The organism is Nocardia violaceofusca NBRC 14427 (assembly GCF_963869435.1).
GTDB classification, from domain to species: domain Bacteria; phylum Actinomycetota; class Actinomycetes; order Mycobacteriales; family Mycobacteriaceae; genus Nocardia; species Nocardia aobensis.
The window spans coordinates 250,381-270,017 of sequence record NZ_CAWMPM010000012.1 but is presented as its reverse complement, the minus strand read 5'-3'; the positions used below and the strand labels follow the sequence as shown (position 1 = coordinate 270,017).

The following is a 19,637-nucleotide window of genomic DNA, read 5'->3' as shown; positions in this document are numbered from 1 at the left end:
CCTCGTCGAAAAGCCCCACCGGGATTTTCATCTTCGCAGCCGCGTCAGCGACTCCACATTCCCTCGAGGAGAGACCGCGATGACCATCATGGCCCCCGCGCAGGCGGACGCCACGACCGATCCCCGGGATCCGCTGGGTCGGTTGCAGCGCTTCTTCGATCCCGGAACGGTCCTCCCGCTCCACCCCCGCGACAAGTCCGGCGTGCTGGCCGCCATCGGCGAGGTCGACGGCGTGCGCACCGTCGCGTACTGCTCCGACGCCACCGTGATGGGCGGGGCCATGGGTGTCGACGGGTGCAAGCACATCGTGGACGCGATCGATACCGCCATCGACTCCCGGATTCCCGTCGTCGGCATCTGGCATTCGGGTGGTGCGCGCCTGGCCGAGGGCGTCGAGGCACTGCACGCGGTGGGCACCGTCTTCGAGGCGATGGTTCGCGCGTCGGGCCTGGTCCCCCAGATTTCGATCGTGGTCGGCTTCGCCGCCGGCGGCGCCGCGTACGGTCCCGCGCTGACCGACGTCGTGATCATGGCGCCCGAGGGCCGCGTCTTCGTCACCGGTCCGGATGTCGTCAAGTCGGTCACCGGTGAGAACGTCGACATGGCCACCCTCGGTGGTCCCGAGACCCACGGCAAGAAGTCCGGTGTGTGCCATATCGTCGCCGACGACGAGAACGACGCGATGCACCGCGGCCGCCGCCTGGTCTCGATGTTCGCCGAACAGGGCGAATTCGACCTGTCCGCCGCCGCCCACGGCGATGTGGACCTCAAGGCGATGCTGCCGGAGTCGGCCAAGCGCGCCTACGACGTCAAGCCGGTCGTGCGCGAGCTGCTCGACAAGATCCCCTCGCCGGACGGTAACGACGAATCCTCCTTCGAGGAGCTGCAGGGCGGTTACGCCCGCAGCATCGTCACCGGCCTGGGCCGCCTCGGTGGGCGCACGGTCGGTGTGCTCGCCAACAACCCGCTGCGCATGGGCGGCTGCCTCACCAGCGAATCCGCCGAGAAGGCAGCGCGTTTCGTGCGCCTGTGCAATTCCTTCGGCATTCCGCTGGTCGTGATCACCGACGTGCCCGGCTACCTGCCCGGTGTCGGCATGGAATGGGAGGGCGTGGTGCGCCGCGGCGCGAAGCTGCTGCACGCCTTCGCCGAGGCCCGCGTTCCGCGCGTCACGCTGGTGACCCGGAAGATCTACGGCGGCGCCTACATCGCGATGAACGCCCGCTCTCTGGGCGCGACCGCGGTGTACGCCTGGCCGGAGTCCGAGGTCGCCGTGATGGGCGCCAAGGCCGCGGTCGGCATTCTGCACAAGAAGGCCATCGCGAAGGCCCCCGAGGAGGAGCGCGAGGCTCTGATCGAGCGCCTCACCGCCGAACACGAGACCATCGCCGGCGGTGTCGGGCGCGCCCTGTCCATCGGCGTCGTGGACGAGGTCATCGACCCCGCCAAGACCCGGTCCACCATTGCCGCCGCGCTGGCCTCGGCGCCGGCCAAGGCCAGCCACAACAAGAACATTCCGCTGTAAAGCTCTCGGCGGCAACACATTACGGGTGGTCTCCCGCGCGGAGGCCACCCGTCGTGTTTCCCGGGACCGATGCGGAACTCAGCCGACGTCGCGGCGGAGCCAGGTGACCTCGGCGCCTTCGCCGCCGGTGCGGAAGGGTTCGAGTTCGTCGTCCCAGGCGGTGCCCAGGGCGCGATCGATATCGGCGGAGATGTCGCCGTTGCGGCCACGAGCCCGGGCCGCGCGCACGATTTCCCGCAGGCGCATCTCGCCGACCATGACGTCGCCGTTGGCGCTCATCGCACCGGTCCACAATCCGAGGCCGGGAACGAAACTGTAGCGTTCGCCGTCGACCCCTTCGGAGGGATCCTCGGTGACCTCGAAGCGCAGCACCGGCCAATCCCGCAACGCCTTGGCAATTCGCCCCGCGGTGCCGACCGGGCCCACCCAGTCGGTGGTTGCGCGCAGTTGTCCCGCGGCGGCCGGCTGGGCGGTCCAGCGCAGCGACGCAGGCGATTTCAGAGTGGAGGAAAGCGTCCATTCGATGTGCGGGCACAGCGCGGCCGGTGACGCGTGGATGTACACCACACCACACGTCACATCCGCGAACTGATCAGATGCGCGCACCTGTACACCTCCAGCCTCGACGTCGGACGTCTTCCCCAACATCCCGTCGAGCGCAGGCGTTGCCCGAGTTTACTGGAGTGCCCGATGTTACGGCTGTTACTTTTCGGCCGTGTCGCGAATCCGCTGGATATCGGCGATGACGGCATCGCTGAGCGTCGGCCACACCGCTCGGGCCCAATCGCCGAAATTCTCGTCGCTCAACGCCACACACGCCACCTCGATCTCCGGATCCACCCACAGGAAGGTGCCGGACTGCCCGAAATGCCCGTAGCTTCGCGGCGAGTTGGCTCCCCCCGTCCAATGCGGAGTCTTGTGGTCGCGGATCTCGAATCCCAGACCCCAATCATTGGGGCGCTGCGATCCGTATCCGGGAAGGACTCCGCCGACGCCCGGGAATTGCACGGAAGTCGCCGCGGTGAGCATGTCACCGGATATCAAGATCGGGTTCAGCAATTCTCCAGCGAAACGCAGCAGATCGTTCACCGTGGAGCGGGCGGCGTGCCCGGCGGATCCGGCCAGTACCGAGGATTTCATTCCGAGTGGCTCGAACACCGCTTGCCGCAGATATTCCGGGAATTCGATTCCGGTCTCGCGCGTGAGGAACTCGGCGAGTACCTCGAATCCGGCGCTGGAATAGATGCGGCGCTGCCCGGGCTCGGCCATGATCACGGTGGTGTCGAACGCCAGTCCGGCCGTATGCGCCAGCAGGTGCCGCACCGTGGAGCCGGGCGGGCCGGCGGGCTGGTCGAGTTCGATCGCACCTTCTTCGACCGCCACCAGAACGGCGTAGGCGGCAAGGGGTTTCGTGACCGACGCGAGGGAGAACACCCGATCGAGGTCTCCCTCGGTGCCGACCACGCCATGGGTATCGACGACGCCCGCGGCGGCGTGCCGGACGGGCCAGTCGCGAATCTGTTCCAGTGCTCGCACGGCACCGAGCCTACGAGAAGGGCCCGACCCCACCGCCGCGGGGAGGCCGGTTACGCCGGGCCGTCGCTGCGATAGGGCGCGGCCACCAGTTGCTCGTCCTGACGAGCCAGCAGCGTGCGGCGCCGGGACAGCTCGGCGATCTGCGCGTCGAGGTGAGAAAGGCCCTCCCGCATGATCTTTCGGGTGTGATCGCAGTGCTGCAAGCCCGTGGCGGTCGCACACGGCAGCAGTTCGCGGATGGCGCTGGTCGGCAGTCCGGCAGCGAGTAGTTCGCGAATGCGATGCACCCGCTGCGGTGCGTCGTCGGTGTAGACGCGGTAGCCGTTGCCGTCGCGGCGGGCGCTCAGCAGACCCTGTTCCTCGTAGTAGCGCAGCAAGCGGGTGCTGACGCCGGTGGTGTTCGCCAGCTCGCCGATCAGCACCGCACCCTCCCGGGCTTGACCTTCACACTCATGTCAATCCCTAACGTCGCGGCCATGACGAACATTTCACTGTCCACCTCGGTCACCGGCAGCGGTCCCGCGGTCGTGCTCGCGCACGGCGCGGGCGGCGGGATCGAGGCCAACTTCGGTTCTCTGATCCCGTTGCTCGCCGAGCGGCACACCGTGATCGGCTCCGACTATCCGGCCGACGACACCGTCCTGACTCTCGACGGGTTGGCCGACGCACTGGTCGGGGAGGCCGTGGCGGCGGGCGCCGAGCGGTTCCCGATCATCGGGTTCTCGCTCGGCACGGCGGTGGCGGTGCGCGCCGCCGTGCGTCATCCCGATCGGGTCAGCGGGTTGGTGCTCGCGGCCGGGCTGGCGCGAGCCGACCATCGGGCCCGGCTCGTGCTGGATCTGTGGCGCGGCGCGCTCGCCGCCCGCGATCACGACGCGTTCGCGCGCGTGGTGCTGCTGTCCGGATACAGTGCCGCGTTCACCAATTCGCTACCGGACGAGGTGTTTTCGCAGTATCTGGCGCAGATCGCGTCCCAGGTACCGGGTGGGGCGGCGGCGCAGGCGGATCTGGTGGCCCGGGTGGACACCCGTGCCGATCTGCCGCGGGTCGCGGTGCCGACCCGGGTCATCGCCGCCACGGCGGACCTGTTGGTCGATCCCGCGAATTCGCGCGAGCTGGCGACGGCGATTCCGGGCGCCGATCATGTCGAGGTGGCGGCGGGACACGTGCTGATGCACGAGGCGCCGCAGGCGTGGCATCGCGCCGTCCTCGACTACTTCGCGGACAGCTCCCGGATCCACGCCGCCTGATCGGTTTCCGATCCGGGTGGACACCGTACGACGCCGCAGCGATGACCGTTACCATCGGTTGCACTATGGGCGAGGTTGCTGAGGTACACGGTGAGGTGGCGAGCGGTTTCGAGCCGGTCGCGGACGCGTTTCGGCGCAACTTCGCCCGGTTCGGCGAAATCGGCGCGGCCGTGGCCGTGTACGACGGGGACCGGCCGGTGGTGGATCTGTGGGCGGGGTTCCGCGATCGCCGCGGACAGCTGCCGTGGGAGCGCGACACCATGGTTCCGGTGTTCTCCTCGACGAAGGGGATGACGGCATTCGCCGTGGCGAGTGCCGTCTCGCGTGGGGTGCTCGACTACCAGGCGCCGGTCGCGCAGTACTGGCCGGAATTCGCCGCGCACGGCAAGGAATCGATCACCGTGCGGCAGCTGCTCGACCATCGCGCGGGTCTGCCGGTGCTGGATCGGGTGGTGCGGCTGTCGGATATGGCCGACCGGGATCGGCTCGCGGGAATTCTGGCCGACCAGAAACCACTGTGGAGCCCGGGCACCCGGCAGGGTTATCACCCGATCACCGCCGGGCTGTATCAGGGCGAACTGCTCCGCCGCGTCGATCCGCGGCACCGCACCCTGGGCCGCATCTTCGCCGAGGACTTCGCCGGCCCGCTCGAGCTGGACTTCTTCATCGGACTGCCGCAGGAGCAATCCCTCGATCGCATCGCCACGCTCGCGTCCACCTCCGGGCTGGACGTGCTGAGGTACGAGCGAGACGTGCCGCTGCGCATCGCGATTCAGATGTTCCTGCGGCGCGGCCTGACCTACCGCGCCTTGAGCAGCCCCCGCACGGGCGCGCCCGCACGTGCCACCCGCCGTGAATTCCTCGGCGTCGAGAGCCCGGCCGCGGGCGGCGTGGGCACGGCACGGTCCCTGGCGCGGGTCTACGGCGCGGCGGCCGGACGCACCGGTGAATTGCCCATCGCACCGGGCATTCTCGACCGGCTGGCCACCGCCGACACCGTCGACGATGTACCCGCCGACGATCTGGTGCTGCTCACCCGCAGCCGCTACCACCTGGGGTTCCGCAAATCCTGTGGCAGCTTCCGTTTCGGCAGCGACAAGCGCGCCTACGGCACCACCGGTTACGGGGGCTCGTTCGGATTCGCCGATCCGGCAACGGGTTTGGGTTTCGGCTATGTGATGAACCGCCTCGGCACCGCAGTCCTCGACGATGCGCGGGCCCGTGCCGTCCGGGAGGCATTACTCCGCTGCGGCTGATCTCGCCACCCGCGCCGACTTACCACCACTGACGATGACCTCTTCCGTGCTGTTAACTCACTCGTTGCCGGCAGGTGACCGGGTGTGCGAGCGGATCGCACACACTGTCCGAGCCGGACGGCGAGAAGAAAGCGCGGATGCGAATGGTGATCGGACACAGGCCAACCCACGCCACCACTCGGGACGGCATCCGAGACCCCGGTAGATTCGGTGCCTTCGGCGGGCGATACGTTCCCGAAGGACTGATGGCGGCGCTCACCGACGTGGAGAACGCCCATCGAGCGGCCTGGGCGGATCCGGAATATCACGGTGAACTCGACCGGTTGCTGCGCGAGCGCGTCGGCCGGCCGACGTTGCTGCATGCGGCGCCGCGGCTCGCGCGGGCGCTGGGAGTGCCCGGGGTGCGGGTATTCCTCAAGCGCGAGGATATGACGCACACCGGCGCCCACAAGATCAACAATGCGCTCGGGCAGGCACTGCTGGCTGTGCGGATGGGCAAGACCCGCATCATCGCCGAAACCGGGGCGGGGCAGCACGGCGTCGCGGTGGCTACCGTCTGCGCGATGCTCGGACTGTCGTGTGTGATCTACATGGGCGCCGACGATATGGCCCGGCAGCAGAGCAACGTCGTGCGGATGCGCCTGCTCGGGGCGGACGTGCGCGCCGTTCGTGCCGGTGATCGCCGCCTGAAGGCCGCGGTGACCGAGGCCGTGCGAGATTGGGTGGCGCACACCGAAACCACGCATTTCCTGTTCGGCACCGCCACCGGGCCCGCACCCTATCCGCGCATGGTGCGCGACCATCAGAGCCGGATCGGCATCGAATCCCGGGCACAGCTGCTGGCGGCGACAGGGCGGCTGCCCGACCACGTCATCGCCTGCGTAGGCGGCGGCAGTAACGCGATCGGCATGTTCCACGCGTTCACCGGCGATGCGCAGGTGCGGCTGACCGGCGTGGAAGCCGGGGGCCACGGCTTACACACGGGCGAGCACGCGGCCACCCTCAGCGCGGGCACACCGGGTGAGATGGACGGCTCGTTCAGCTACGTCCTGCAGGATCACGAGGGTCAGATCGCGCGAACCCACAGCATCGCGGCCGGACTGGATTATCCGGGGGTGGGCCCGGAACTGAGCCATCTCAAGGACATCGGCCGCCTCGACCACGCCGTCGCGACCGATACGGTGGCGCTGCGCGGACTGGATACGCTGTGCCGGACGGAAGGCATCATCACCGCGCTCGAGTCCGCGCACGCCGTGGGATATCTGCTGGAGTCGGCCGAGCAGGGCGGGATCGCCGAGGACGCGCTGATCCTGCTGTGCCTGTCCGGCCGTGGCGACAAGGATCTGGCCATCGTCGCCGATCTGCTCGACGCCGGCTGAGGCCGTGCCACATCGGCTCATTCGCAGAGCCGGGCGGCCTTCTCGAACAGTTCCAGCGTGATGGCGTGCAGGAAATCGCCGGTCTGCTTGGGCGCCTTGCCGGCGAAGGCCCGGGCGTGCGTGCCCTCGAGCACGATGCCGAGTTTGAAGCAGGCCAGCACCGTGTACCAGGTGGCGTGGCCGAGGTCGCGGTCGGAGAAGTGCGCGTAGTGGGCGATCATGTCCTCGGCGGTGGGCAGGCCGCCCGCGGCGCCGAGCTTGCCGACCAGGGCGGCGCCGGTGGTTCCGGGTTCGGGCCGGGTGGCGATCTGCCAGCCCAGATCCAGCAGCGGATCACCGATGGTCGACATCTCCCAGTCGACCATGGCGGCGACCTCGGGCCCGTCGTAGGAGAACATCATGTTGGCGAGGTGGCAGTCGCCGTGCAGGATGCCCGGCCGCCACTGCGCGGGCCGGTTGCGATCGAGCCAGTCCCCGACGCGGTCCACACCCGGAATCTGCGGGCCGGGGTAGCCGTCGTTGCTGTTGTAGGACTCGAGTTCGCCGAGCCAGCGCGGCACCTGACGTTCCAGGAAACCGTCCGGCTTGCCGTAATCGGACAGGCCGAGCGCCTCGTAGTCGAGCGATCCGAGCCGGGCGATGGCCTCGACCGCCGACAGCCCCATCTGCCGCCGCACCTCCGGATCACCGGCATGCAGGACGGGCAGTTCGTTCTGCGGGTTGAAGCCGGTGATCGGCTCCATGAGATAGAAGACCGCGCCGATCACCGATTCGTCGGCGCCCGCGGCGATCACTCGCGGGGCGCGCACGCCGGTGCCGGCCAGCGCGCCGAGCAGGCGGGATTCGCGGCGGATGACGTCGTTGCTCTTGGGACGCAGATGTTTCGGCCCGCGGCGCAGCACGAAATCACGACCACCCCGGCGGAACCGCAGCATGATGTTCTGGGTGCCGCCACCGAGCGAGGTCACATCCTCGAAGTCACCGCCGGGCAGGCCCTGTTCATCCATCCACTCGCCGACGGCCGCGAAATCGACGACCTCGCGCTCGACCTCGGCCGGTTGCACCACAGACATGCCCCACATTGTGCACCACCACGACCGGTCAACTGAAGGCATATGCCCTCACTGCATGGTCCGAGATGCCCGATACGGTGATGCACATGAGCACGTCCTGGTCTCGGCATTCGAGCGAGACCACTGTCGACCACGGGGTGCAGGCCCGGACCCCCGTGCGCACGCTGCTGGTCGACAACTACGACTCGTTCACCTACAACCTCTTCCAATTGATCGGCACGGTGAACGGGGCCGAACCGACCGTGCTGCGCAACGACGAGATCGACACCCCCGCCGAGCTGGACCTCGGCCGATTCGACAACATCGTCGTCTCCCCCGGGCCCGGACGCCCCGATGTGCCGAGGGATTTCGGGATCTCCCAGGCGCTGATCGAGCGGGCGGAGCTCCCGCTGCTGGGCGTCTGCCTCGGCCATCAGGGCATCGTCCTGGCGGCCGGTGGGCAGGTGATTCCGGCGCCCGCACCCCGGCACGGTTATCCGGACCGCATCAGCCACGACGGTCACGACCTCTTCGCCGGCATTCCCGCCGACTTCCTGGCCGTGCGCTACCACTCGCTGTGCGCCGCCCAGCCGCTACCGGACGCGCTGGCTATCACCGCGACCGCGCCCGACGGGGTCGTGATGGGCGTTCGGCATCGCCGTCGCCCGCAGTGGGGTGTGCAGTTTCATCCGGAATCGGTGTCCAGCGAATTCGGCGCCGCATTGCTGGGGAATTTCGCGCGGCTGACGCGCGAGTGGTGGGCGCGCCGGGAGATGCGGCGATTGTCGGTCGTGGTTGCCGCACCGGCCGCAGGGGCGCGTCCGACCCCTCCGGCCGAGACCACGACCGAGGCGTCCGCTTCCGCGCGGACCGCGGGGCCGTCGGCATCCGATACGAGGACCGTGCTGGTGAACACCGGTTCGGGGCTCGATCCCGACCGCGGTGCGGCCGGCGCGCCTGGCGACTCGGAAGCGCGAGCCCACGTCCCCGCGTCGGCATCGTCGCCTGATGTGTCCGAACCGGATTCCGGTGCGGCCGGGTGTGCGGGGAAGGCCACAGCCGGACGTTCCACCATCCGGTCCCTCACCGTTCTGCACGAGGTGATCGACCGCGCAGTGGACACGGAATCCGTTGTACTGCACATTTATTCGGATTCGCCCACGGCGTTCTGGCTCGACAGCTCGCATGTGGAGCCAGGCCTGGATCGGTTCAGTTTCGCCGGTGATGCGTCCGGGCCACTGGCGGAGGTGGTGCGGTACCGGGTCGGCGCGGGATGTGTGATCGAGGATCGATGCGGGACCCGCACCGACCCGCGGCCGGTGCTCGACTATCTGTCGGCGCGGCTGAGTGAGCTGAACATCCGATTCCCCGATGTGCCTTTCGATTTCGTGGGCGGCTACGTCGGTTACCTCGGCTACGAGATGAAGGCCGACTGCGGTGCGCGGGCCGGACATCGATCGCCCTATCCGGATGCGCAGTGGATCTTCGCCGATCGGCTGGTCGTGGTCGATCACGTCGCGGGCCGCACCCATCTGCTCGCCGTCACCGACGCGGAGTCGGCCGAGGCGAGTCACCGCTGGCTGGCCGATACCCGCGCGATCGTCGCGACACTGCCGGATCGGCGGAATCCGGAACCGCTCACCCTGCCCGCCGACGAAGAGGCCGTCGTCTCGCGCCTGAGCCGTGGCCGGGACCGCTATCTGGCCGATATCGCGGCGATCGATGCCGAACTACGCGCCGGGGAAACCTACGAGGTGAACCTCACCGACAGCGCCGGCATCGATTCCGACGCCCCGGGACTCGACGTCTACCGGGTGCTGCGGCGCAGCAATCCCGCCCCGTACGCGGCGTACCTGAGATTCGGCGAACTCCATATCGCCTGTTCCTCACCGGAGCGCTTCCTCAAGGTCGACCGCACCCGCACGGTGGAGACCAAACCGATCAAGGGCACCGCCCCCCGCGGCGCTACCCCGGAAGCCGATGAAAACCTCTGTCGCGCATTGGAATTGGATCCCAAGACGCGTGCCGAGAATCTGATGATCGTCGATCTGCTGCGCAACGATCTGGGCCGGGTGTGCGAGCTGGGCAGTGTGCACGTCCCCGAGTTGATGGTCGCGGAGACCTACACGACCATGCATCAGCTGGTGAGCACCGTGCGCGGCCGGCTGCGTCCCGAGGTGGACGTGATCGATTGCCTGCGAGCGTGTTTCCCGGGCGGCTCGATGACCGGCGCCCCGAAGCTGCGGACCATGGAGATCATCGACGGGCTGGAAACCGAGGCGCGCGGCATCTACTCGGGCACGATCGGATTTCTGGGCCTGGGTGGAACGGCGGATCTCAATATCGTCATCCGCACCGCGGTCCGCGACGAGCGCGGCTGGCGGGTCGGCGCGGGCGGCGCGGTGGTGCTGGACTCCGATGCCGATGCGGAATTCCACGAGATGGTGCTCAAGGCCGCCGCCGCGGCTCGTGCGGTGATCGCCACGGCGGATATGCCGCGGCCGGCGGGCGGGGCGGGTCTATTTTCCGCGTCGACGTGACTTCGGCGCCGGTTGCGGTGGTTCCGCCTCGCGGCCGCCGGTGAGGCGGCCCAGCATCGAGATGCCCGGAAGTTTCGACAGCCGGCTGAGCACGTCCTCACCCAGCGCGATCACGGCCTCGAGCCGCGGCAGCAGCCGGTCGTAGGCCGCGAAGGCCGGATCGGCCAGAGCCAGGGTCCGGTCCAGGCGGTCGATGGTGGAATTGAGCCGGTCGATGGCGGTCGCCAGATTCTCGATCAGATCCGGAAGTTGCGCGGCCAGCTGTACGGACGCGGGCGGGAGCCGCACCGCGGTGCCGAAGGCGGTACCGGCGGTGACCTGCGCGGCATCGATGGCCTGGCCCGCGGCGGTCTGTGCGGCCTGCGCGGCGGCCTGGGCGGCGGCGAGGATCTCCGTCGCACCGGGCACCCGCGCGCCGCCGGGCTTGCGCCCGGAGTCACCCTTCGGGTTCGTCATGGTTCCACTGTGCCGCACCCGGACGGTCACGAAAAGCTCCGCGCCGACCGCGCGATTCGTGTCGGGACGGCCTGGCATAGTTCGTGGCGATGACAACCATGCGCCCCACCGTCGACGGCGACGCCACGCCGGTGCCGACTTCGCTTCTGTCGGTACTGGTTTCGTGGCGTTCGACGTCGCTGCTGGATGCGCATGCGGTCCTGCTGACCGTCGGCGGGCGGGTCCGCTCCGCTCGCGACGTGGTGTATTTCAACGCACCGCGCCATCCCTCCCAGGCGGTGACCGTCGATCAGGATCCGCAGCCCGGCACCGCACGGCTGTCGGTCTCGCTGCCCCGCACCGAGGCGGAGATCGTCCGCATCCTGATCACCGGGTCCGCTCCCGACGAGCCCTTGACCGCACTGCCGGGCCTCGCGATGTCGGTCGAGGATGCGGAGGGCCTGGTGGCGCGCGCCGACGTCGCCGCGGAACCGGGTGCGCGGGCCGCGGTGTTCGGAGAGTTCCGCCGCGCCGAGGACCGCTGGTGGTTCGTGCGCGGCGGACCGCAACACGCCGACGCGGAGGAGTTGTTCACGACCTTCGGCGCACCCCTGGCGGATTCGCCGCAGCACCGCTCGCAGCGACTGTCGTTGCACCGCACCAGGTTCGCCGCACCGATGCCGCCGCCTCAGGACGACCGCCCGGATTGGCATCCCGATCCCGCGGATGCGGGGTCACTGCGCTGGTGGGACGGTTCCCGGTGGACCGAACAGACGGTGGCGCGCCCGTCCGCCGACCCGCGCGGCTGTCCTCGCTGCGGCCGGCGGCGGGGCTGGCGACTGCTCGGCGCCGCGCTCTGCCGCGCGTGTGCGACCGAGGTCGAGGACTATCTGTCCGATTGGCGCATCCGAGCGCTTCGCGTCCTGACCACCACCGGTCCGGGCGGACCCGACTGGGACGAGCTGTGGACCCGGATCCGCCATCAGCGCATCGACCCCGATACCGCCCGCGCGGCCCTGCGCGGACCCGCCGTCGCGCAGCTCGAGCGCACGGCGGCCTTCGCCCTGGCCGACGGCACGATCACCGGCGCCGAACTGGAACGATTCGACGCGACGGTCGCCGCGCTCGGGGTGCGCGACGGGGCGGTGGACGAGTTGCGCCGCAGTCTGCGCCGGCTGCGCATCCTGTCCCGGCTGCGGGCGGGCGAGCTTCCGGTGATCGCGGTGCCCGATCTGCATCTGGACCCGCAGGAACGCATCCACCTCGACACCGCCGCCACCCGCCTCCGACGGACGGGGCGCGGCACGCACGCGTCCCCGGGACGGTTGATCTGCTCGAACCGGAAGCTGCGCTTCATCGGGCCGGACGCCGGTATCGAAATACCGTGGACCCGAGCGGTTTCCGTATCGGCCACCGAGACCGGGGTGACGGTGGCGGCGACCTCGGCGCGCGGCGGCGCCGAATTCGATGTCGACGAGCCGGAATTGGTGGCCGCGGTCGTGGAAGGCGCACTGCGTGTGGCGAAACGGCTCACCGTCGCACCGGGCAGACGTGACAGCCGGTCCATCGCGCCCGATATCAAGGCCGAGGTGTGGCATCGCGACGGCGGCCGGTGTGTGGAATGCGGCGCCACCCACTACCTCGAATTCGACCACATCATTCCGCTGAGCCGCGGCGGGGCGACCAGTGCGGCGAATCTGCAGATCCTGTGCCGCGGCTGCAACCGCGACAAGGGCGACCACATCTGAACCGTCGTCAGCTCGCGTCCCCGGCGATCTCGAATCCGGCCTCGGTCAGCGCATCGGTCGCGGCGGCGCTGCGCGATTCGGGGACCAGCACCAGGTCCGCATGGTAGGTCGAGGCGACGAACACCGGAATTCCGTGCTGCGCCAACGGTTCCAGGATCGCGGTGAGCGCGCCGGAGGTGTCCAGCTCGCGCGGCGTGGCGGCGTACAGGCCGAGCCAGCACGACTCCCGCTCCCACGGCGGAGCCTCGCGGACGACCGTCAGCCCCTCCGGCGCTCGCACCAGCGCCACCCATTCGTCGTCCTCGGGGAAGGTAGCGGCCGGGATGTGGTCGACGCTGAATCGGGAGGGCACGATGTGCAAGCGCTGGGATTTCGCCATCGGCTCATCGTAGGCGGGACTCAGGTCGTCGCCACCAGCAACTCCTCGCCGTTCGACGTGCGCAGCCCGTCCGGACGCCCGGCGAAGTACCGATTGTTGAGCTCCTCCGCCGAAATGTGGTGCGCCTGAGCGAAACCGGCCTCCCGCGCCATGGCGACGATCTGCGCCGGGGCGTAGAAGCTGCGGAACGGCGTGCCGGAGGCGGCCGCGCCCGATTCCGCGAACTCCCGGCTCTGTCGGTCCTGTTCGTCGAGCAGTTCCGATGGCGGCATGAAAGACACGACGACCGTGGAACCGGGCGCCGAGGCCGCCAGCAGCGACAGCGTCTCACGGTTTGCCTCGGCGGTGAGATACATGCTCACCCCCAGCGAGGCGACGATCGCGGGCCGGGCCGGATCGAACCCGGCCGCGGTCAGCCGCTCCCACCACGAATCCTTCTCGAAATCGACCGGGACCGAACGCAACCGATCCGGGAGCTCGTAGCCGGTCTCGACCAGGCGCCGGCGCTTCCACTCCTGCGTCCGCGGTTGATCGACCTCGAAAATCCGGAAGCGAGAAGCGATCTCGGGTCTGCGCTGCGCGAACGTCTCCAGTCCCGCGCCCAGCAACACGTACTGGTCCACTCGCCCGGCCTGTTCGGTGAGCAGATCCTCCACGAATCGCGACCGCACCACGATGCTCACCCGGAAGCGGCTGGTGCCCACCGGATCCATATCGCCGCGCTCCCGCCAGCCGGCCGGCGGATCGGCCAAGCGCAGGCCGATCTCGTCGTCGAGCACATGCGGCGGCGGATCGAGCTGGACGTGCAGCGCGCGCCACAGCGCAACCCGCACGGCGGTCTGGTCGGGTACCACGGCGCGCTCGGGCACCGCACCGGTCCGGGTCTCGCTCATCGGTCACCACCGGGAGCCTGCAGCGTCCACATCCGCCCGTCCGGGTCGCGCACGGTCATCTCGCGGGTTCCGTAATGGGTGTCGGCGAACGGCGATACCACCTCCACCGGCGCCGGAAACTCCTGCTCCGCTTGCACTTTCAGCACGACCTGCATTCCGGGTTCGCGGTCCGCCGGCACCTCGGCGATGAACAGGTACGGACCGTCCCCGTTGCGGAGCTGTCCGGAATTGTGGTCGGTGGCGAATTCCAGTTCGAAGCCCAACTGCTGGAAGAACTTCGCCGATTTCCCCCAGTTGTGGGTCTCCAGAAAAATCGCCTCGACACCTCTGGCGGCCATATCACTTCTCCTTCTCACGCGTCGGCGGTTCGGCGCCGAGGTACGCCCGCAGCGCCTCGGCCACCAGCGCCGACAGCGACATCTCCGATTCGACCGCCCGGTATTTGACCTGCTTGATCAGCTCCACCGGGAGATACACGTTGAACTGCTTGACTTCCTCGGCACCCACGAGAGAACGCTAACATGCTAGCAACCTAGATTGCTAGATCCAGTTCCGCACGAACTCCACGAAATGACAGCCCGGACCGATTACTCGGACGACTCCTCATCCGACCGCGGCGTCCCGGACAGCCGGATCACGCCCGCGTCCAAGTCGAGATCCAGCCGCGGCCGATGCTGCTGCCCGTCGCTGTCGCCGCTGCTCTCGTCGGTCAGCTTCTTGCCGGGGAACATCTCACCGAACACGCCCATAACCCCACGATAGCCGCCTGTCCGCCCGCAGGCGGGGACGGAAACGGCCTCAGCGGAGTTTGATGGAACCGCCGTCGACCATCAGGGTCTGACCGGTCATGTATTTCGCGTCCGCGCTGGCCAGGAATACCGCGACCCGGCCGATATCGGTTTCCGGATCACCGAAGCGATGCAGCGGGGTGCGCGCGAGCAACGCCTCCTCGACACCAGGATTGGCCTCGATATAGGCCGCGACGCCCTCGGTCAGCGCCAGCGGCGAGATGACGTTGACATTGATGTCGTCGGCGGCCCATTCGTTGGCGGCGACCCGGCTGATCGCCCGGATCGCCTCCTTCGCCGCCGCATAGGAGCCCTGCCGGACCTGCCCCTCGAGCCCCGCCCCGGACGCGAAGTTGATCACCGAACCGCGATTGCGTTTCAGATGCGGATAGCAGGCGCGCATCAATCGGAAGGTCGGATAGAAGCCGGTGCCGAAGGACAGATCGAACATCTCCTGCGTGGTCTCGAGCAGCGGCGCCTGCCGGGACACGTGGGCGTTGTCGACCAGCACGTGCACCGAACCGAACCGCTCGACCGCCGCCGTAACGATCAGCTCGGCGCTCTCCTCGCGCGTGATGTCGGCGTGCAGATACGCCGCGGCGCCGGCCAGCTGCTGTTCCAGCTCGCGGCCGGCCTCGTCGTTGATGTCGACGAACAGGATCTCGGCGCCCTCCTTCGCGAAGGCCCGCACGATCCCCCGGCCGATGCCGCCCGCGCCGCCGGTGACGATCGCAACCTTTCCCTCGAGCCGCACGCCCACTCCTCTCGCTCCGAAAAGCCCCACGCTGTCAGTTCCGCGAGACCGGTTCGGACGCCGTTCCGGTCAGCGGGATACCGGACGAACGGAACAGACCGCCATCGCGCGGTGTGTCTGGCGTCACTACACTCGGGCTTCAATTCCGGTTCTCGCCCAGATTCGACGGGCAGGATGGAAGCGACTCACGATCGGAGGCATCGATGCCACTGGCCACTTCGGCACCCGGGCCCCTGCCGCCATCGATGGTGGAGCGGATGACGCTCATTCTCGACATGTTCGAGCACCGGTCGACGCGGCTGAGCCTCGTGGAGATCTGCACACACAGCGGGCTCCCGCGCTCCACCGCGCATCGCATCCTCGACCAGTTGGTGAAACTGCACTGGCTCGAGCACACCCCCTCGGGCTACTGCCTGGGCCGGCGCTCGCTCGGGCTCGGCGGGTACGACGGCCGGCACGGCGAGATCCGCGAGGCGGCGGCCGAGCACCTGCACGAGCTGCAGCTGCGGACCGGACTGGTGGTGCACCTGGCGGCGCTGGAGGGCGCCGACGAGGTGTTCCTGGACAAACTCGGCGGGCCGTTCGCGCGCACACTCGAATCGCATGTGGGGCGCCGCAGTTTCGCCCACCTCACCACCGGCGGCCGCGCGATGCTGGCCTGGTTGCCACCGGAGGAGGTGGAGGCGCTGCTCGGCAAGCAGCTGTCGAATCCAGTGCAGGGCCGGGGATGGGATGTGCCGAGCCTGCATCGCGAATTGAACCGGATCCGCCGCAATCGCGGACTGTCGTTCGACCGCGGCGAGTACGCCAATGCGATGGTGGGCCGGGTACTTCCGAGCGTGGCCGCCGCCGTCCGGGGTCCGCAGGGCCCGCTGGCCGCGATCTGTCTGTGCGGGGAAACGAACTTCGCCACCATGGAGCGACTCGCCCCGCTGGTCGCCGAGGCGGCCGCCCGCACCTCGCGCGCGCTGTCCGCCGAGCCCCGCGGGCGACGGCAGGTACCGGCCGCGCGGCGCGGTCAGGCGGTCCGGACGGGCGGTCGCCCACTCGCCTCCTCGCCGAGTCGCGCGTAACCGCGCGGGAGTCTCGCTGAGCGGAAACGCCGGCATCTGCGGCCGGTGGGCGTGACACAGTGCGGTGGTTGTGATGCTCCACACAGAAGGACCGCCCATGACCACCACGTCCATGCCCGATATCGCCGCCGTCATGCGGGAGCTGACCGGTCCGGGCGGCCGGTTCGAGCTCGTCGAGGAGGAGGTTCTCGGCGCGCGCATGCCGGTGCTGCGGCATCGCCGCCGCGCGGTCGCGGAACTACTCGCCGCATCGGTCGCCTTCGGTGACCGGGACTATCTCGTCACCGAGGACCGGCGGCTCAGCTATCGCGAACATGCCGCTGCCGCAGCCGCTCTCGCGGCCGCGCTGCACGACGAGTACGGGGTGGGGCGCGGTGATCGGGTCGCGATCCTCGCCGCGAACACCGTCGAATGGGTGATCACCTTCTGGGCGACGCAGAGCCTCGGCGCGATCGCGGTGGGGCTCAACGGTTGGTGGGTGCCGCGCGAGATCGAGTACGGACTGGCGTTGACCGAACCTGCCGTGGTGGTCGTGGACGCGAAGCGGGCGAAACTGCTCGCCGATATCGACACCTCCGCCGCGGTGGTGACCATGGACGAGGATCTGCCGCGTCTGATCGCCGCCCACGCCGGCGCCGAACCCACGGTCCCCGATGTGGTGGAGGACGATCCCGCCGTCATCCTGTTCACCAGCGGGACCAGCGGAAAACCCAAGGCGGCCTTGCATTCCCAGCGCAATCTGCTGGCCGTCACCGGCTATTTCGAATACACCGACGCACTCGCCGCCGCGTTCACCGGGAAGACGCCGGAGCCCGGTGCACCGCTGGATCTGCGCTGTCTGCTGACCTCTCCCCTGTTCCACATCGCCAGTCTGCACAACCTGGTGGTGCCGCGGCTGGCCACCGGCAGTGCCGTGATCATGCCGCAGGGCGGGTTCGACGCCGACCGGATTCTGCGCCTGATCGAGAAGGAACGGGTGACCAACTGGGGTGCGGTGCCGACGATGGCCTCCCGGCTGCTCGAACACGGCGATATCGGCCGCTACGACACCTCCTCGCTCACCGCGTTCGCCTTGGCGTCGGCGCCGTCCTCACCGGCGTTCAAACAGCGTCTGCGCGAGGAGGTTCCGTTCGCCGCCGACGCCCTGGTGGACAGTTACGGCCTCACCGAATGCAGTACCGCCGTCGCCGTCGCGACCCCGGCCGACCTCGCCGAATCCCCCGGCACGCTGGGCCGGCCGATCATCAGCGTGGCACTCGAGATCCGCGATGCCGACGGGGCTCCGGTTCCCGAGGGCGTCGAGGGCGAGGTCTACGTCCGCAGCCCCTTCGTCATGCTGGGTTACTGGCGCAATCCGGAAGCCACCGCGGCGGCGATCGATGCCGAGCGCTGGTTGCGCACCGGCGATTTCGGCGTCGTCGAACAGGGCCGGCTGCGCTTGACCGGCCGCCGATCGGATCTGATCCTGCGCGGCGGCGAGAACATCTACCCGGTCGAAATCGAGCAGTGCCTCGACGAACACCCCGACGTGGTGGAATGTGCCGTCGTCGGTGAGCCGCACCCCGATCTCGGACAGCAGGTGGCGGCCGTCGTGGTCCTCGCCGAGGGGTCCACGGCGTCGGAGGCGGATCTCCGCGAATTCGCCCGTGCGCGGCTGGCCTATTTCAAGGTGCCCGAACGGTGGCGGATCACCTCGGAGCCGTTGCCGCGCAACATCACCGGCAAGCTGATCCGGGCCGGGATCACGATCTGACAGGGGCTCCCTCCCGATATTGCCGAATGTACGCCACGCCGGGCTCTACACTGGTGCGGACCTGATTGCCCTGTGTCACAGAGTGAGTGGTGTGCATGCCTCCGGATCCCGGCCAGATGACGGCGGCGTTCGAACGATTATCGACCCGAATGACGGTGCTGCAGGCCGGAATGCTGCTCGCGCCGACGATGCACGAACAAGGCGCCGCCCGCTACGGCCGCATCGTCGCCGCGCAGCTGGCGGCACTCGCGATCCGTGGACATGTCGATGTGCATATCGGTAGCGACGGATTCGACGGGGCGGATTCGCTGCGCGCGGTCCTGCTGCCCGGACCGCCCGACTCGGTGGCCACGGAGGAGCGGCAGCTGTTGCGCCACCTGTTCGGCAACGGATACTCCGTGCGCATCGCCGCCTGCACCGACGGGCCGGGCTGGGATCGGCTCAACGCGACGGTGCGTCACGAGTTGATCGCCAACGGTTTCGGCTGGGCCCGGCCCGACCGTTACCGGGCGTTGCGCACGATGGTCCGGCTGCGCCGGCGAATGCTGGACTACGCGGCGCAGCGACCGGCGTGGCAGGACAACGAACCGCTGCACCGCGCGGGGTATCCCTATGCGGTGTTGTTCGCCGTCGACACCGGTCCGGGCCCGCATTGGCCGGGACCGGAGTACGGCGCGCAGGCGCAGCTGTCCCTGCCGTGGAATCTGCCGCAGGCCTGCGCGCACGCCGTCCGCGATTCGGGCGAGATCGCCTACAGCGCGCCACCGGTCGGCACCGAGGAGCGGCTGGCCGAAGTGGAGCAGCTGCTGATCGCCATGGACTCCCATTCGCAAGGAGTGCGGTATCACCATGTGGTCGAGGCCGAGCGACTGCACCGCCTGATCGACGATTACCGCTGGCGCTACAGCTTTCATACGCTGACCACCTCTCCCCGCCCCGAGGTACTGCGGGCGGCGCTGCTGGATCTGGTGCGCGAAACCGAAACCGTGCGCGCGTACGTGCCGCCCGGGGCGCCGGGTCACGAAGAGGCCGTACTGGTTTCGATGTACGCGGTCCGGCTGTCGGACCTCGTGCTGGACCGGACGCCCTGAATCGGGTTGAGCGGCCAGCCGCCGGCGGCCAGTTTCGCCGCCACCTGGCGCAGATCGTCCTCGCTCGGATCGCAGCGGGTGACCTCCACGATCGCCGCCTCCACCTGCTCGCGATCGACGACATCGGGCCGCCCGGCCAGCAGCAGGCCGAGAAATGGTTCTCAGACCTTCGCGATCGTGTCCGC

At 69.0% G+C, this 19,637-nt stretch carries 21 protein-coding genes; 9 read left to right on the top strand and 12 right to left on the bottom strand.

Features of this window, described 5'->3' with window-relative positions; translation table 11 throughout:
• The first annotated feature begins 79 nt into the window (after positions 1 to 79).
• Positions 80 to 1,525, top strand: a complete 1,446-nt coding sequence (locus AC5592_RS11170) for an acyl-CoA carboxylase subunit beta (RefSeq protein WP_036499812.1) — start codon at positions 80 to 82, stop codon at positions 1,523 to 1,525.
• A 78-nt stretch (positions 1,526 to 1,603) separates the two neighbouring features.
• Here the strand turns inward: AC5592_RS11170 and AC5592_RS11165 are convergent, their stop codons facing one another.
• The 3 genes from AC5592_RS11165 to AC5592_RS11155 all read right to left on the bottom strand — a co-directional run bounded on the left by AC5592_RS11165 (position 1,604) and on the right by AC5592_RS11155 (position 3,483).
• A complete protein-coding gene (locus AC5592_RS11165) occupies positions 1,604 to 2,131 on the bottom strand; it encodes a DUF3145 domain-containing protein (protein WP_036499814.1) in 528 nt (175 codons plus the stop codon).
• 96 nt (positions 2,132 to 2,227) lie between these two features.
• On the bottom strand, positions 2,228 to 3,061 hold the full coding sequence (locus AC5592_RS11160) for a serine hydrolase domain-containing protein (RefSeq protein WP_036499816.1): 834 nt from the start codon (positions 3,059 to 3,061) through the stop codon (positions 2,228 to 2,230).
• Between the two features lie 50 nt (positions 3,062 to 3,111).
• On the bottom strand, positions 3,112 to 3,483 hold the full coding sequence (locus tag AC5592_RS11155; RefSeq protein WP_051024470.1) for a MerR family transcriptional regulator: 372 nt from the start codon (positions 3,481 to 3,483) through the stop codon (positions 3,112 to 3,114).
• Between the two features lie 54 nt (positions 3,484 to 3,537).
• Between AC5592_RS11155 and AC5592_RS11150 the strand changes: the two genes are divergently transcribed.
• The 3 genes from AC5592_RS11150 to trpB all read left to right on the top strand — a co-directional run bounded on the left by AC5592_RS11150 (position 3,538) and on the right by trpB (position 6,946).
• The gene (locus AC5592_RS11150; protein WP_063064099.1) at positions 3,538 to 4,311 is read left to right on the top strand and encodes an alpha/beta fold hydrolase; all 774 of its coding nucleotides are present in this window, start codon (positions 3,538 to 3,540) and stop codon (positions 4,309 to 4,311) included.
• 65 nt (positions 4,312 to 4,376) lie between these two features.
• The gene (locus tag AC5592_RS11145) at positions 4,377 to 5,567 is read left to right on the top strand and encodes a serine hydrolase domain-containing protein (RefSeq protein WP_036499820.1); all 1,191 of its coding nucleotides are present in this window, start codon (positions 4,377 to 4,379) and stop codon (positions 5,565 to 5,567) included.
• A gap of 143 nt (positions 5,568 to 5,710) precedes the next feature.
• Entirely contained in the window at positions 5,711 to 6,946 is a 1,236-nt protein-coding gene (gene trpB / locus AC5592_RS11140) for a tryptophan synthase subunit beta (protein WP_051024474.1), read from the top strand.
• 17 nt (positions 6,947 to 6,963) lie between these two features.
• Here the strand turns inward: trpB and AC5592_RS11135 are convergent, their stop codons facing one another.
• Positions 6,964 to 8,028: a phosphotransferase family protein gene (locus AC5592_RS11135; RefSeq protein ID WP_084506540.1), complete on the bottom strand. Its 1,065-nt coding sequence runs from the start codon at positions 8,026 to 8,028 to the stop codon at positions 6,964 to 6,966.
• A 77-nt stretch (positions 8,029 to 8,105) separates the two neighbouring features.
• Here AC5592_RS11135 and pabB point away from each other — a divergent pair, with 77 nt between their 5' ends.
• A complete protein-coding gene (gene pabB, locus AC5592_RS11130; RefSeq protein ID WP_084506563.1) occupies positions 8,106 to 10,538 on the top strand; it encodes an aminodeoxychorismate synthase component I in 2,433 nt (810 codons plus the stop codon).
• On the opposite strand, the gene AC5592_RS11125 is transcribed toward pabB, so the two are convergent.
• Entirely contained in the window at positions 10,518 to 10,994 is a 477-nt protein-coding gene (locus tag AC5592_RS11125) for a hypothetical protein (protein WP_036499905.1), read from the bottom strand. The two genes, pabB and AC5592_RS11125, sit on opposite strands and share 21 nt — an antisense overlap.
• 89 nt (positions 10,995 to 11,083) lie before the next feature.
• On the opposite strand from AC5592_RS11125, the gene AC5592_RS11120 reads away from it, so the two are divergent.
• Positions 11,084 to 12,721 carry an HNH endonuclease gene (locus AC5592_RS11120; RefSeq protein WP_063920281.1) on the top strand — a complete coding sequence of 546 codons (1,638 nt, stop codon included), beginning with the start codon at positions 11,084 to 11,086 and terminating at the stop codon, positions 12,719 to 12,721.
• Between the two features lie 7 nt (positions 12,722 to 12,728).
• Here the strand turns inward: AC5592_RS11120 and AC5592_RS11115 are convergent, their stop codons facing one another.
• From AC5592_RS11115 to AC5592_RS11090, 6 genes are all read right to left on the bottom strand, one after another.
• Entirely contained in the window at positions 12,729 to 13,100 is a 372-nt protein-coding gene (locus AC5592_RS11115) for an ACT domain-containing protein (protein WP_063009530.1), read from the bottom strand.
• Positions 13,101 to 13,120: 20 nt separating this feature from the next.
• A complete protein-coding gene (locus tag AC5592_RS11110; RefSeq protein ID WP_063064098.1) occupies positions 13,121 to 13,993 on the bottom strand; it encodes a class I SAM-dependent methyltransferase in 873 nt (290 codons plus the stop codon).
• Positions 13,990 to 14,331: a VOC family protein gene (locus AC5592_RS11105; RefSeq protein ID WP_036499826.1), complete on the bottom strand. Its 342-nt coding sequence runs from the start codon at positions 14,329 to 14,331 to the stop codon at positions 13,990 to 13,992. The genes AC5592_RS11110 and AC5592_RS11105 overlap by 4 nt, the downstream gene beginning before the upstream one ends.
• 1 nt (position 14,332) lies before the next feature.
• Positions 14,333 to 14,500 (bottom strand): ribbon-helix-helix domain-containing protein, encoded by a 168-nt coding sequence (locus AC5592_RS11100; protein ID WP_036499828.1) that lies wholly within the window; start codon positions 14,498 to 14,500, stop codon positions 14,333 to 14,335.
• 80 nt (positions 14,501 to 14,580) lie between these two features.
• Entirely contained in the window at positions 14,581 to 14,742 is a 162-nt protein-coding gene (locus AC5592_RS11095; protein ID WP_167331959.1) for a hypothetical protein, read from the bottom strand.
• 49 nt (positions 14,743 to 14,791) lie between these two features.
• Positions 14,792 to 15,535: an SDR family NAD(P)-dependent oxidoreductase gene (locus AC5592_RS11090; protein ID WP_036499909.1), complete on the bottom strand. Its 744-nt coding sequence runs from the start codon at positions 15,533 to 15,535 to the stop codon at positions 14,792 to 14,794.
• Positions 15,536 to 15,792: 257 nt separating this feature from the next.
• On the opposite strand from AC5592_RS11090, the gene AC5592_RS11085 reads away from it, so the two are divergent.
• From AC5592_RS11085 to AC5592_RS11075, 3 genes are all read left to right on the top strand, one after another.
• Positions 15,793 to 16,608, top strand: coding sequence for an IclR family transcriptional regulator (locus AC5592_RS11085; protein ID WP_051024471.1), 816 nt, complete (start codon positions 15,793 to 15,795; stop codon positions 16,606 to 16,608).
• A 97-nt stretch (positions 16,609 to 16,705) separates the two neighbouring features.
• Positions 16,706 to 18,361 carry a steroid-24-oyl-CoA synthetase gene (gene casG, locus AC5592_RS11080; RefSeq protein ID WP_063064097.1) on the top strand — a complete coding sequence of 552 codons (1,656 nt, stop codon included), beginning with the start codon at positions 16,706 to 16,708 and terminating at the stop codon, positions 18,359 to 18,361.
• A gap of 149 nt (positions 18,362 to 18,510) precedes the next feature.
• A complete protein-coding gene (locus AC5592_RS11075; protein WP_036499832.1) occupies positions 18,511 to 19,452 on the top strand; it encodes a hypothetical protein in 942 nt (313 codons plus the stop codon).
• Here AC5592_RS11075 and AC5592_RS11070 read toward each other — a convergent pair.
• Positions 19,380 to 19,592 (bottom strand): DUF3349 domain-containing protein, encoded by a 213-nt coding sequence (locus AC5592_RS11070; protein WP_269750178.1) that lies wholly within the window; start codon positions 19,590 to 19,592, stop codon positions 19,380 to 19,382. The two genes, AC5592_RS11075 and AC5592_RS11070, sit on opposite strands and share 73 nt — an antisense overlap.
• Positions 19,593 to 19,637: the final 45 nt, after the last annotated feature.